General features: G+C 64.6%; 16 protein-coding genes. 6 read left to right on the forward strand and 10 right to left on the reverse strand.

The window, feature by feature from the left end:
- Positions 1–36: 36 nt before the first annotated feature.
- Positions 37–1470, reverse strand: a complete 1434-nt coding sequence (locus tag RM96_RS01955; RefSeq protein WP_039007370.1) for an aldehyde dehydrogenase family protein — start codon at positions 1468–1470, stop codon at positions 37–39.
- A 194-nt stretch (positions 1471–1664) separates the two neighbouring features.
- Here RM96_RS01955 and RM96_RS01960 point away from each other — a divergent pair, with 194 nt between their 5' ends.
- Positions 1665–2315: a hypothetical protein gene (locus RM96_RS01960; RefSeq protein WP_039007116.1), complete on the forward strand. Its 651-nt coding sequence runs from the start codon at positions 1665–1667 to the stop codon at positions 2313–2315.
- Between the two features lie 73 nt (positions 2316–2388).
- On the opposite strand, the gene RM96_RS01965 is transcribed toward RM96_RS01960, so the two are convergent.
- From RM96_RS01965 to queE, 5 genes are all read right to left on the reverse strand, one after another.
- The gene (locus tag RM96_RS01965; protein ID WP_039007119.1) at positions 2389–4011 is read right to left on the reverse strand and encodes an ABC-F family ATPase; all 1623 of its coding nucleotides are present in this window, start codon (positions 4009–4011) and stop codon (positions 2389–2391) included.
- Between the two features lie 248 nt (positions 4012–4259).
- Positions 4260–5228 (reverse strand): muramoyltetrapeptide carboxypeptidase, encoded by a 969-nt coding sequence (gene ldcA / locus RM96_RS01970; RefSeq protein WP_039007122.1) that lies wholly within the window; start codon positions 5226–5228, stop codon positions 4260–4262.
- Entirely contained in the window at positions 5225–5815 is a 591-nt protein-coding gene (tadA, locus tag RM96_RS01975) for a tRNA adenosine(34) deaminase TadA (RefSeq protein ID WP_082016385.1), read from the reverse strand. The genes ldcA and tadA overlap by 4 nt, the downstream gene beginning before the upstream one ends.
- Before the next feature lie 9 nt (positions 5816–5824).
- Positions 5825–6301 carry a 6-pyruvoyl trahydropterin synthase family protein gene (locus RM96_RS01980; RefSeq protein ID WP_039007124.1) on the reverse strand — a complete coding sequence of 159 codons (477 nt, stop codon included), beginning with the start codon at positions 6299–6301 and terminating at the stop codon, positions 5825–5827.
- Positions 6302–6400: 99 nt separating this feature from the next.
- Entirely contained in the window at positions 6401–7036 is a 636-nt protein-coding gene (gene queE / locus RM96_RS01985; RefSeq protein WP_039007126.1) for a 7-carboxy-7-deazaguanine synthase, read from the reverse strand.
- Positions 7037–7295: 259 nt separating this feature from the next.
- On the opposite strand from queE, the gene RM96_RS39215 reads away from it, so the two are divergent.
- Positions 7296–7517: a hypothetical protein gene (locus tag RM96_RS39215; RefSeq protein WP_193752372.1), complete on the forward strand. Its 222-nt coding sequence runs from the start codon at positions 7296–7298 to the stop codon at positions 7515–7517.
- A 25-nt stretch (positions 7518–7542) separates the two neighbouring features.
- Here the strand turns inward: RM96_RS39215 and RM96_RS01990 are convergent, their stop codons facing one another.
- Complete coding sequence (locus RM96_RS01990; RefSeq protein WP_039007128.1) at positions 7543–8046, reverse strand: DUF1993 domain-containing protein; 504 nt, start codon at positions 8044–8046, stop codon at positions 7543–7545.
- A gap of 196 nt (positions 8047–8242) precedes the next feature.
- On the opposite strand from RM96_RS01990, the gene RM96_RS01995 reads away from it, so the two are divergent.
- Positions 8243–8644 (forward strand): hypothetical protein, encoded by a 402-nt coding sequence (locus RM96_RS01995; protein ID WP_039007129.1) that lies wholly within the window; start codon positions 8243–8245, stop codon positions 8642–8644.
- Positions 8645–8773: 129 nt separating this feature from the next.
- Positions 8774–9214, forward strand: a complete 441-nt coding sequence (locus RM96_RS02000) for a DUF1772 domain-containing protein (protein ID WP_052279263.1) — start codon at positions 8774–8776, stop codon at positions 9212–9214.
- 35 nt (positions 9215–9249) lie between these two features.
- Here the strand turns inward: RM96_RS02000 and RM96_RS02005 are convergent, their stop codons facing one another.
- The 3 genes from RM96_RS02005 to RM96_RS36210 all read right to left on the reverse strand — a co-directional run bounded on the left by RM96_RS02005 (position 9250) and on the right by RM96_RS36210 (position 10539).
- Positions 9250–9480, reverse strand: a complete 231-nt coding sequence (locus tag RM96_RS02005; protein WP_039007130.1) for a hypothetical protein — start codon at positions 9478–9480, stop codon at positions 9250–9252.
- Between the two features lie 79 nt (positions 9481–9559).
- Positions 9560–9838 (reverse strand): DUF3562 domain-containing protein, encoded by a 279-nt coding sequence (locus RM96_RS36660; protein WP_082016386.1) that lies wholly within the window; start codon positions 9836–9838, stop codon positions 9560–9562.
- Between the two features lie 83 nt (positions 9839–9921).
- The gene (locus tag RM96_RS36210) at positions 9922–10539 is read right to left on the reverse strand and encodes a DUF302 domain-containing protein (RefSeq protein WP_052279264.1); all 618 of its coding nucleotides are present in this window, start codon (positions 10537–10539) and stop codon (positions 9922–9924) included.
- Between the two features lie 156 nt (positions 10540–10695).
- On the opposite strand from RM96_RS36210, the gene RM96_RS02015 reads away from it, so the two are divergent.
- Positions 10696–11349, forward strand: a complete 654-nt coding sequence (locus RM96_RS02015; protein WP_238587037.1) for a TetR/AcrR family transcriptional regulator — start codon at positions 10696–10698, stop codon at positions 11347–11349.
- A 75-nt stretch (positions 11350–11424) separates the two neighbouring features.
- Positions 11425–12117, forward strand: coding sequence for a TetR/AcrR family transcriptional regulator (locus RM96_RS02020; RefSeq protein WP_039007131.1), 693 nt, complete (start codon positions 11425–11427; stop codon positions 12115–12117).
- The last annotated feature ends 16 nt before the right edge of the window (positions 12118–12133 follow it).

Genomic DNA, 12133 nt, shown 5'->3' on the forward strand with positions numbered 1-12133 from the left:
TTTTTTATCCGCCGAGATAGCTCGCGGGGGCCGGCCTCAGGCAGCCGGCTTCTTCAATTGCAGCGACTTGTACTCGAGGAATTCCTCCAGGCCGTACTTGCCTGCCTCGCGCCCGTTGCCGGACTGCTTGTAGCCGCCGAACGGCGCCTGCATATTGAACGGGCCGCCGTTGATATCGACCTGCCCCGTGCGGATGCGGCGCGCCACGCGGATCGCGCGCGACTCGTCACCCGACCACACGCCGCCGCCCAGCCCATAGATGCTGTCATTGGCAATGCGCACGGCGTCATCTTCGGTGTCGTAGCAGATGATCGTAAGCACCGGGCCGAAGATCTCTTCCTGCGCCACGGTCGCGCGCGGCTCCACATTGCCCAGTACGGTCGGCTTGACGAAGAAGCCCTTGTCGAGCCCGGCCGGCGTTTCCGGACCGCCCGCCACCAGCTCGGCGCCCTCTTCCAGGCCGCGCCGGATATAACTCGTGACGCGGTCCTTCTGCACCGCCGAGATCAGCGGGCCCAGCCGGGTGGTTTCCTGCAGCGGATCGCCGACCGTGAAGCCTTCCACCACCTTCTGCGCGATGGCCTTCACTTCGTCATAGCGGGCGCGCGGCACCAGCATGCGGGTATGGGCCGAGCAGGTCTGGCCGGAGTTCAGGAAGCACGCGCTGATGGTGCCCTTCACGGCCGCCGGCAGGTCGGCGTCGTCAAGGATCACCGAGGCTGACTTGCCGCCCAGTTCCAGCGCCACGCGCTTCACCGTCTGCGACGCCAGTTCCGACACGCGCTTGCCGGCGCGGGTTGAGCCGGTGAACGACACCATGTCCACCTCCGGATGGCTGGCCAGCACTTCGCCCACCACCGGGCCGTAGCCGGTCACGAGGTTGAACACGCCGGGCGGCAGGCCCGCGGCTTCGATCACTTCCGCCAGCACAAAGGCATTCAGCGGCGCGACTTCCGATGGCTTGAGCACCACCGTGCAACCCGCCGCCAGCGCCGGCGCAACCTTCAGCGTGATCTGATTCAGCGGGTAGTTCCACGGCGTGATCGCGGCCACCACGCCCACCGGTTCGCGCACGACCAGCGAGTTGCCGACTTCTTCCTCGAAGGAATAGCTCTCGACCAGCTTGGCCGCCTGGCCCCAGTTATAGACCGGGCCGCCGACCTGGATGGCACGCGCCAGCTTGATCGGCATGCCGACTTCGCCAGCGATCAGCTGGGCCAGCTCTTCGCTACGGGCCTTCAGGCCCTCCGCAATCTTTGCGATATAGCCGGCACGCACGGCCGCCGGCGTTGCAGCCCAGCCCTCGAAGGCGGCGCGGGCGGCCTGGATGGCGTCCTCGGCGTCGCGTGCATGGCCTTCGGGAATGCGGCCCATGACCACTTCAGTGCTGGAGTGGATAACGTCGATCAGCCCGGTACCGTGCGGGCTGACCCACTTGCCGTTGATGAATAGTTTGTCTCGTTGTTGCATGGCCACAGTTGTCAGATTGGTCAATCGGCGGTTTGCAAATTTTGTTACTTTTATGGTGCACACACATTGTAGAGCGGATTCCGGGCACGCTTTTTTGCGCTGTCGAACGCTCAAGGCAAGAAGTGGCGATAATCGGCCGCGCAGCCCAACGGGTATCTCGCAAAGGCGGCCGACACATAACAAGGGAGCGAGACATGGTCAACCCGATCTACCGGAAGACGGACGCGGGGCATGATGAGATCAAGAGCCGTGCACGCAAGCTGGACCACAAGCTGCGCGCGTTGCTGCTGATCGTGAACGGGGAACGGCGCGAGAAGGAACTGCTGGCGCAAGTTGGCGGCATGGGCGTAGGGGCGGAGGCCTTTGACATCCTGCTGGAACAGCAGCTTATCGACGTGCTGCCCGAGACGCAGGCCACGCAAGCGGCGCAGCCGCCACGTGCGGCCCCCAAAGACAGCAACCGAGGGCCATCCGCCGGGGAAGACAGCAACCTGTTCTCGCTGTACTCCATGCGTCGCGTGGAGGCGCCGCAGCCGGGAGCTGCGCAGACTGCCGGCAATGCCGACCGGGCCGACCAGGAGGAACCCACGCACTCCGCTGAAGAGATCCAGGCCTTCCAGCGGCTTTATCACTTCTATACCGACATCATCAGCCAGCACCTCGGCCTGCGCGGATATGTCATGCAGGTAAAGGTCGAAAAGGCCACCGACCTGCCCGCCCTGATCGCCTTGCGCGATCCGCTTCACGCCGCGCTGCTCAAGGCCAAGGGCGATATCACGGCACGCGCCATCACCGAGCAGCTGGACCAGATCGTGAATAGCCTGGAGATAGGCGAGAACGGCTGAGCGCAGATGCCGTCGGTCCAATGAAAACGGCCGCTTCAAGCGGCCGTCCTTGTCTTGCAACAGTCTCCGGCAATCAGCCGTCGATGCCCTGCGACTGCAGGTACTCGTCATACGTGCCGAGGTAGTCAGTCAGCGTCCCATCGGTGCGTACTTCAATGACGCGCGTGGCCAGCCCGTTGATTAGCTCGCGGTCGTGCGAAACGAAGATCAGCGTGCCCTGGAACTTGTCCAGCGCGATCTGCAGCGATTCGATGGATTCCATGTCCATGTGGTTGGTCGGCTCGTCCATGGCCAGCACGTTGTGGCGGCCCAGCATCAGCTTGCCCCAGATCATGCGGCCCTTCTCGCCGCCGGACAGCACCTTGACCGACTTCCGGATGTCGTCGGCCGAGAACAGCAGCCGGCCCAGCGTGCCGCGCAGCGAGGTCTCGTCATCGCCGGCCTGCGTCCACTGGCTCATCCAGTCCATCACGTCGCGATCCTCCGGGAATTCCTCGTAGGTATCCTGCGGCATGTAGCCCACGTTGGCGTTTTCGGCCCACTTGATGGTGCCGCGGTCCACCTCCACGCCGCGTTGCACGCCGGTCTGGACCGAACCGTCGAGCAGGCTGCGCAGCAGCGTGGTCTTGCCCGCGCCGTTCTCGCCGATGATCGCCACGCGCTCGCCGGCCTGGATCGACAGCGTCATGTTGTCGATGATCTTGCGGTCGTAGGTCTTGGTGACGCCTTCGGCCTCCACCGCCAGGTTGTGCAGCTTCTTCTCGAACTCGAAGCGGACGAACGGATTCTGGCGCGACGACGGCTTGATGTCCTCGACCTTGATCTTCTCGATCTGCTTGGCGCGCGAGGTCGCCTGGCGGGCCTTGGACTTGTTGGCCGAGAAGCGGCGCACGAAGTCCTGCAGCTCGCTGATGCGCTCCTTGGCGCGCGCGTTGGCGGCCACCTGGCGCTCGCGGGCCTGCATCGACGCTTCCATGTAGTCGTCGTAGTTGCCCGGGTAGACCTTGAGCGTGCCGTAGTCCATGTCGGCCATGTGGGTGCAGACCGAGTTAAGGAAGTGGCGATCGTGGGAAATGATGATCATGGTGGAGTTGCGCTCGTTGAGCACGGTTTCCAGCCAGCGGATCGTGTTGATGTCCAGGTTGTTGGTCGGTTCGTCGAGCAGCAGCACGTCCGGATTCGAGAACAGTGCCTGCGCCAGCAGCACGCGCAGCTTCCAGCCCGGCGCGACATCGCTCATCGTGCCCTGGTGCTGGCTGGTGGGGATGCCCACGCCCAGCAGCAGTTCGCCGGCGCGCGCCTCGGCGGTGTAGCCGTCGTACTCGGCGTACTTGGCCTCCAGCTCGGCGGCCTTCATATAGTCTTCGTCGGTGGCTTCCGGGTTGGCGTAGATCGCGTCGCGCTCCTGCGCGGCGGCCCACATCTCGGTATGGCCCATCATCACCACGTCCAGGACGCGCATGTCTTCATAGGCGAACTGGTCCTGGCGCAGCTTGCCCAGGCGCACGCCCGGCTCCAGCATCACATTGCCCGACGACGGCTCGAGATCGCTGCCCAGGATCTTCATGAAGGTGGACTTGCCGCAGCCGTTCGCGCCGATCAGGCCGTAGCGGTTGCCCTCGCCGAACTTGACCGAGATATTCTCGAACAACGGCTTGGGGCCGAACTGCATGGTGATGTTTGCGGTAGAAAGCACGTCTGGAACCTTGTGTGGATGTGGCGCCAACCCGACCACGCGGTCGCGTCGATGCGCCTTGGTTTGCCGGCATGGGGCCGCGGCATGGCGCGCTGCAGGTTGCCGCAATCAGCAAAAGCGGCAATCGTGGCGCTGGCCGCGCCCGGTTCATCTGGGAACCCGGCAGTAAATTGGGGAATAACCGATCATTTTACCATCCGGACGCCATTTGGGCGACCGGATGGCAACAGCGAGATGGCACCTGCGCCTCAGGCCAGCGAAGGCAGCGTGGGGTAATCCGAAAGCGCCAGCTCGAAACCGTCGGCACGTGCGCTGAGCTTCGCCTGGCCGCCGACGGGCAGCGTCAGCTTGCGGGCGCAATGCCCGAATGGCAGTCCGGTCAGCACAGGCACGGGCAGGCGCTCGCGCAGGTAGGCCACCACGGATTCCATGTCGTAGCCATTGTCGTAGTCGGTGACCCGGTAATTGGAGAAGTCGCCCAGCAGGAGGGCGTGTTGCGCACCCAGCACTCCGGCCTGCAGCAGTTGCACGAGCATGCGCTCGATGCGGTACGGCGGCTCGTTGATGTCCTCCAGGAACAGGATGCCGCCCTCCACTTCCGGCATGAACGGGGTGCCAAGCAGGCTGCACAGCATGGCAAGGTTGCCGCCCCACAGCGTGCCCTGCACCGCCCCCGAGAACGGCTGTCCGCCCGACTGCGGCGACGGTACCGTGACCGTATAAGCCGGATCGCGCAGCACGCCTTCGAAGTGTTCCCACATGAACGGGTCGACGACATCGGCGCCAAAATCCGCCAGCAGCATCGGGCCGGCAAAGGTCACGCCACCGCTCGCCGCCAGGTACGCAAGCTGGAACGCGGTGAAATCGCTGTGGCCAACGATCGGCGTGCCGCTGGCGCGGGCCTGTTCGGCGATCCGCGCAAAGTCGAGGCCCTCCAGCAGGCGCGCAATGCCATAGCCGCCGCGCACCGCGAGCGTCAGTTCGCCCGGTGCGCCGGTGCCGATGGCGTTCAGGTCGGCCAGCCGTTCGGCGTCGGTGCCGCCAAAGCGCAGGTAACGGCGCGCCAGCACGTCGGGGTTGGTCATGTGGTAGCCGTGATGCTTGAGCCAGGCACATCCGCGCGCCGCGATGGCGACGTCGTGCGGATAACCGGACGAAGCGATCAGTCGGACTTCGGTATGCGGTGCGGTGCTGTGCGCGCTGTTCGGCGTACTCATGCGTCGGTATCTTCGTCGGGGTTGGCGGGGTTGGATAGCACGCGCGCGGCCTGCTGCGCAGCCTTCTGCGCGCGGCGCCGGGCGCCAAAGAAATCCTTCAGCATCTGCCCGCATTCATCCGCGAGCACGCCACCGGTGATGGTGGTCTGGTGGTTGAGCTGGGCCTGCTCGAACAGGTTGACCACGCCGCCCGCGGCGCCGGTCTTGGGGTCCGAGGCGCCGAACACCACGTGGCGCAGGCGCGCGTGCAGGATGGCGCCGCTGCACATCGCGCACGGTTCGAGCGTCACGTACAGCTCGCACTCCGGCATCCGGTAGTTGCCGATCACCTGCGCAGCGGCGCGCAGCGCCTGCATTTCAGCGTGGGCGGAAGGATCGACCGAACGGATCGGCAGGTTGTGGCCGCGCGCGATGATGGTGTCGTTCCATACGACCACGGCGCCGACCGGCACTTCGCCCGCTGCCTCAGCCAGGCGTGCTTCTTCCAGCGCGGCGCGTATGTAGTGCGCATCGCGGGCGGCGGCTTCGGCCGGATCGTCCGGCAGCGCGCGCGGTGCGCGCAGGGGCAGCGGCGGCGTGTCTGGCATCGCCCTCGCTCAGTCCTGGGCCGGCAGCACGGCCGGGGCGCTGACCTCGGCCCAGCAGTTGGGCGTTTCGAACAGCACCAGCCTGGTCAGCTGCAGGTGGTGGCCGAAGCAGTCCTTGAACACCGGCGCCAGGATGTCGAAGGCAACCTGGGCCAGGTTTTCGACCGTCGGGATGGCATCCAGCACCACGGTCTTGTGCCCTTCCATCGATTGCAGGAAGTTCAGCAGCGCGGTATCGCCGCGATAGATCAGGAAGGCGTGGTCCCACTTGCTGACCAGGTGTTCGTTGGCCAGCGTCTTGATATCGCCGAAATCCAGGATCATGCCGTCATCCGACGCGCCTTCGCGGTGCAGGACCTCGCCCGACAGCGTCAGGTCCAGCCGATAGCGGTGGCCATGGATATTGCGGCATTGCCCGCAGTGATTGGGGATACGGTGGCCGGAGTCGAACTCCAGCCGGCGGGTAATGGAAACTTGTTTGCTCATGGGTACCGGCGCCGATGCTGGCCGCCTGCGTTGGGCCGGACATCGCGACGACGTCCGCAGCCTCTATTGTGTACGTTTTGGTCGGGTTCGCGGCGCCGCTCAGCGAATGCCCAGCAGCTTGTGGGTCTGCAGCGACAGGCGCCAACGCGGATGCCGCTGGCAGAAATCGACCGCGGCGGCGGTATTTTGCCGTGCCAGCGGGCCGTCCATGGGCTGCACGAGGTAATAGCGGAAATCAAGCCGCTCGTATGCAGCGAAGTCCTGCCCGTCCTGCGGAATCACGACCTTCAGCTCGTCGCCGCGCGTCACGACCAGCTCCGACCCCATCTTGGGGCTGACGCAAACCCAGTCGATACCTTCGGGCACCGCGATCGTGCCGTTGGTTTCGATGGCGATCTCGAAGCCCTGCGCGTGGAGCGCGTCGATCAGCGCTGCATCCAGCTGCAGCAGCGGCTCGCCGCCCGTGCAGACCACCAGCGGCTTGCCGCCCGTGCCTTGCGGCCATTCGGACGCCACCACGGCGGCCAGCTCTTCGGCGCTGCGATACTTGCCGCCGCGCGTGCCATCGGTGCCGACGAAATCGGTGTCGCAGAACTGGCAGACGGCGCTGGCACGGTCTTCCTCCCGTCCGCTCCACAAATTGCAGCCGGCAAAGCGGCAAAACACCGCGGCGCGGCCGGCATTGGCGCCTTCGCCCTGCAACGTATAGAAGATTTCCTTGACGGCGTAAGTCATGCTTTGCGGTCTCTTGCGACCTGTAGTCGAATTAAGTCGTGGTCAGCGGCCATGGCTGGCCAGTGTGCTGTGGGACAGATGGGCGACGCGTGAATCCGGTTCGCGCTGCAATCGCGCTTCGATCTGGCGGCGTCGCGGGCGGCGCGCGGGACAGTCTCGGCCCGGTGATCCGGGTGGCCTGTCGTGGCCTCTCGCAGGCTGCGTCCGGCCGATCCGGACGTGCCCGAAGTATACCAGAGGGGTCAGGGTTTTCGCTTAGATGACGCCGCTTCCGCGGCTAATCATCGCTACCGGACAGGTTCGCAGCCGGGAAATCCAGGAAGCAGGCGATGCCCTGCCCGGCCAGCGCCAGCTGGCGCAGCGCCTCGCCACTGGAAGCGCTCAGGCGTGTCTGGATATGCACTTCGCTGCCATCCACCGCTCCGGGCTGGAACGCGGCGAGCGCCTGGCCAACCCGGGCTTCGCGCCAGCGTGGGACTGAACACGCCGGCGGGAAGCATCTTTCATTACTGGCCGAGATAGTCGCGCTTGCCGATCTGCACGCCCTTGTGGCGCAGGATGTCGTAGGCGGTCGTCACGTGGAAATAGAAGTTCGGCAGCGCGAAGTTGATCAGGTACGACTTGCCGTCGAAGGTGATCGGCCCCTGGCGTAGCTTCAGCTCGACGACGCGCTTGTCGCTGCCTTCCAGCTGAGCGGGCGTAATGGTCTCGAGGAAGGCGATGGTCTTCGCGATCCGCTCCTGCAGTTCGGGGAAGGTCGACTCGTTGTCGGCGAACGACGGCACCGCGACCCCCGCCAGCCGTGCGGCGCATCCCTTGGCAGCGTCGCTCGCACGCTGCACCTGTGCCGGCAGCGGATCCATGTCGGACACCAGCCGCGTCTGGATCAGGTCCGACGGATCCATGCCCTGCGCCTTCGCGTGCGCCGCGCCTTTTTCGAGAATGGCGGACAGGTTGCCGAGGGCCCGGATGAATGCCGGGATCGATACTTCGTACATCGAAAGTGCCATGGGGGCTCCTTGCATGTCTTGTCTGGTTATCGTTTTCTGCTACAGCCTGGCGATGTGGCGGCTTGCCACCGCTGGCGGGAGCATAGAACGAATTGCGCCACCGTGCAGGGCCGCATGCAAACACTGGTGCCGGCCATCCTGAATTAAGATATCCGGCTAATTCCCGGCATGAGGCGGGCACCGCCTCGACCACGACATGAACGCCCCCTTCCCGATCCGCACGGAGTGTCCGCCAGGCGCCTGCACCTGCCGCCGCGAGGTGCTGCTGGGCGATCCGAACGCGGATATCCGGATCCTGCAGCTCACCCGGGAGGAGGAAAAGAAACTCGTCGACCGCCTGGAAAACCTGTCGAGCCTTTCCGACCTGAAGCGCATGGAAGAGCGCATGCACGCGCTGCTGGGCATCGTCCTGACCATTACGCCGAGCATCCACGGTGTGCGCACCACGCGCGGCATCAACATCCAACTGGAGGACCAGCCGGGTCTGTGCCGCAAGACCAAGCAGGCAATCCCCGCCGCCATCCGCCGCAGCATGGAAAAGAACCCCGAAATCGCCTACGCGATCCTCGACGCGCACGACCTGCTGGGCGGCGCCTGAGCGCCTACGACCGCCGGAACTGTTTGCGGTAGGCAGCGGGAGAAATCGCGAACACGGCGGTGAATTGCTGACGCAGCGAGACCGTGGTCCCGGTTTTCAACGAGTGCCATATCCTCAAGGAGGCGTGGAATGCTTCAGTTTGCTCAGTTCCTGGCCACCTGGTGCTGCTGTGTGTTTACGGGTGCGGCCGTCTATATCAATCTCGTCGAGCATCCGGCGCGCATGGGGTGCGACACAAAAACGGCAGCCACCGTTTGGGCGCCAAGCTATAAGCGGGCTACCGCGATGCAGGCGCCGCTGGCTGTTCTCAGTTGCATTGCCGGGATATTGACCTGGCTCCTGGGCGAAGGCGTCATCTGGCTGGCAGGCGCATGCCTGATCGGGCTGGTCGTGCCAGTCACGTTCCTCGTCATCATGCCCACCAACAGGCGTCTCCTTGCAGACGGACGCGACCTGGCCTCTGCGGAAACTCGCACACTGCTGAAAACCTGGGGCAGGCTACACGCCATCCGGAGCGTGCTGAGTCTTCTTGCCTCGGTGATCTTTCTGGTTTCCTTGCTCAGCGCCTGACCCGCAGCGGAATCGACGCCGGTTCCCAGCCTCATTCATCCAGGCTTCGCAGAAGCCTCGAACTTGGCCAAAACGCGAGCCTGCACAGCCTCCATGACTGCGAGAACCTGCTCGTTGGCGGGGCCGCTTGCCGTCACCCCTGTGGCTTTCTTTGGCTTCGAGCCGGGCGGATAGAAGACAAAAACCGTATCGAACTTGCCTGCCGACTCCTTCTTCAGGCGCCGGTTGAGAGCTTTCAGGTAACGCTTCTTGATCGTCTTTGACATAGGCTTCCAGGGTCACTGCTGTTGCAAACAACTGGCTACGGGCCGTCCCGGAAGCATCACTCGCAGCGCGAACAACGGGTCAGCCGGCCGGGGCCGGTGGCCGTGCTCTTCGTCGAATTGCCGCGATGACGCGTTTCTCGGTCAGGACCAGAAGATAGTCGGCACATTTCGCGTCGGCCAAAAGTGCATCCCACGCGTTCCAGAATTCCCATTGAACGACTTCCTTCGGCACATTGTAAGCGCTCGCAATGCGTTCGATGGCGTGGTGCCCGGATGCCGGGCGCGCAGGGCCGCCGTCTTCAGGACCCGGTTGCTCCGGGGCGGGAAGATCAGGTGTGGACCCGCATGAGCCACTCATGAAGCACTCCCCGCGACTTAGGACTCCATTTCAGTGTAGGCGTCCCAGGCAGCCCCGTCGCCTGCCGTGCTCCCTTGCAAGGCTTACTGCGAAGCCGCCAGCGATCTGGCCCGCTCGATCACGTTTTCCAGCTTTCGATCGAGTTCGAGCGCGATGGCAGTGACACCCGGGTTGCCAAACTGGCCGAACAGCGTGGAAGGCTGGTCGAAGTCGACCTTCACCACGCCGGGTTCCGATTCATAGACCAGCACCGAAAGCGGTGCATAGAGGCCGGCGCGGATATCGAGGCTGGTCATCTGCAGTGCAATCCTCGGGTTTCCCACGTGATAGCGCCTGGCTTTCCTGTGCGAGCCGACCAGGGCAAACAGCGCGCCATGGTTCTGCACTGCGAAGATCATCAGTCCTTGTTCGCCCTCCATGCGCGCGATGTTTGCCTCTGCCGCACGGGGGTCGCTGGCAAGGGAGGCCGTCCCCGCCGGATCGTACCTGCCGAGGATGGCTTCGAAGCTGCGCGTGAAATCCTCATAGCTGGCGCGCAGCTCCAGCGTCTTGTGCACGATGCCGACTGGCTGGGAACTGGCCCGGGTCGGGGCAAGCCCCGTCTGTTTTGCCGTCGCCTCGCTGCCATGCACCGCGGCGCACGGCAGCACCAGCGTGGCCGACAACGCGAGTGCGCATGCGCGCTTTAGTTCCTGTTTCATCTCTCCTCCCTTGGGCTGCATCGCCTGTTCTCCGTCAACCCCCTATCAGACCAACAAATGTATCCATCGTCTACATCCTAGTCAGGTGAACCGGCATGGTCAAGGAAGAACCCGCCTCGGTGCTACCCCCAGGGATTCGGTGGCAGCGCAGGCTGCATGTCGCTGATCGCCGGCTTCCGGCAGGAAGCCGATGCAATGATGATCGTAATGCTATATATTACAGAGACACTCTGGCCCCTCTATATCTCTCACCCGATCATGCGCTATCCGCTCGACCAGAAAGCCGAAACCCACAGGCACATCGTCAAGGCTGCCTCGACGCAATTCCGCAAGCACGGTGTCAACGGTATCGGCGTGGCGCAGCTGATGAAGAGCGCCGGTATGACCCATGGCGGCTTTTATGCACACTTCGAGTCCAAGGACGCGTTGATCGCCGAGGCGATCGACGCTGCCTTCGACCAGACCATGGATTTCCTGGAAGAGGCAACGGCGGCGGCGCCGCCCCGGCAGCGCAAGGAAGCCATCGTTCATGCGTATGTAAGCAAGAAGCACCGCGACAATCCCGGGGCCGGCTGCGCCATCGCCGCGCTCGGCACCGATGTGTCGCGCCTTGACGCGAAGACGCGGCGGCGGTTCGAGGCACGGGTCAACTCGCTGATCGAACTGATTGCCGGGGGTGAGGATGAGGCTTCGCGCAAGGATGCCGTCGTCACGCTCGCGGCCATGGTAGGCGGCATCGTGCTGGCGCGCGCCGTCCGCTCGGAAGCGCTGTCTGCGGAAATCATGGAGGCGCTGCAGACGTCCGTGTAGCGAAACGCGCGTCCCGGGGAGGCGGGATGGGATGGCGCTAATATGGAGGCCTGACGACACCGCGAACGGCACCCCATGACCACCTCCACGACTCGCCCGGCCCGCCAGAGCTATCACCATGGCAACCTGCGGGAAGAAATGATCCGCTGCGGCCGGGAAATCCTGGCCAGCCAGGGCGTCCATGGACTGACCCTGCGCTCCGCGGCCAAGCTCGCGGGGGTTTCGCACGGCGCGCCGCGCAACCAGTTCGCCGACAAGGAAGGCCTGCTTGCCGCGATCGCCGCTGAAGGATTCCGCGAGCTGGTGGCCGTGCGCCGGGCCCGGCTCTCGCCCGGGATGGGCGCCGAGGCGCGGCTGCTCACCATCATGGATGGCTATATCGAGTTTGCCGTCAAGCATCCTGCCCTGTTCTACCTGATGTTCGGCCCGCAGATCGAGGACAAGGAGAAGTACCCCGAGCTGCTGGAGGCGGGCAGCGCGTCTTACCAGCTGTTGTCGGGCGCGGTCCAGGACTACTTCCGGGAAAACCATCTGGCCGAGCAGTTCGACGACATGATGGTGCGCTGTGCGTGGTCGGCCATGCACGGCGTCAGCATGTTCTTCAGCGCCAAGCCGACCGGACCGAGCCCGCGCCCGAAGGTTGCGCTGGCGCAATGGCGGCAAAGCGTGCAGCAGTTCGTGCTGACCGGCCTGCTAGCCGCGGGCCAGAAAAAAGCCGCCGCGGCGGCAAAACCAAGGGCAAGACCACGAGCCGCCGCACAGTCATAGCCCCGCCCCGGGATTT

The sequence above is a fragment of the Cupriavidus sp. IDO genome (assembly GCF_000812465.1).
Lineage (GTDB): Bacteria > Pseudomonadota > Gammaproteobacteria > Burkholderiales > Burkholderiaceae > Cupriavidus.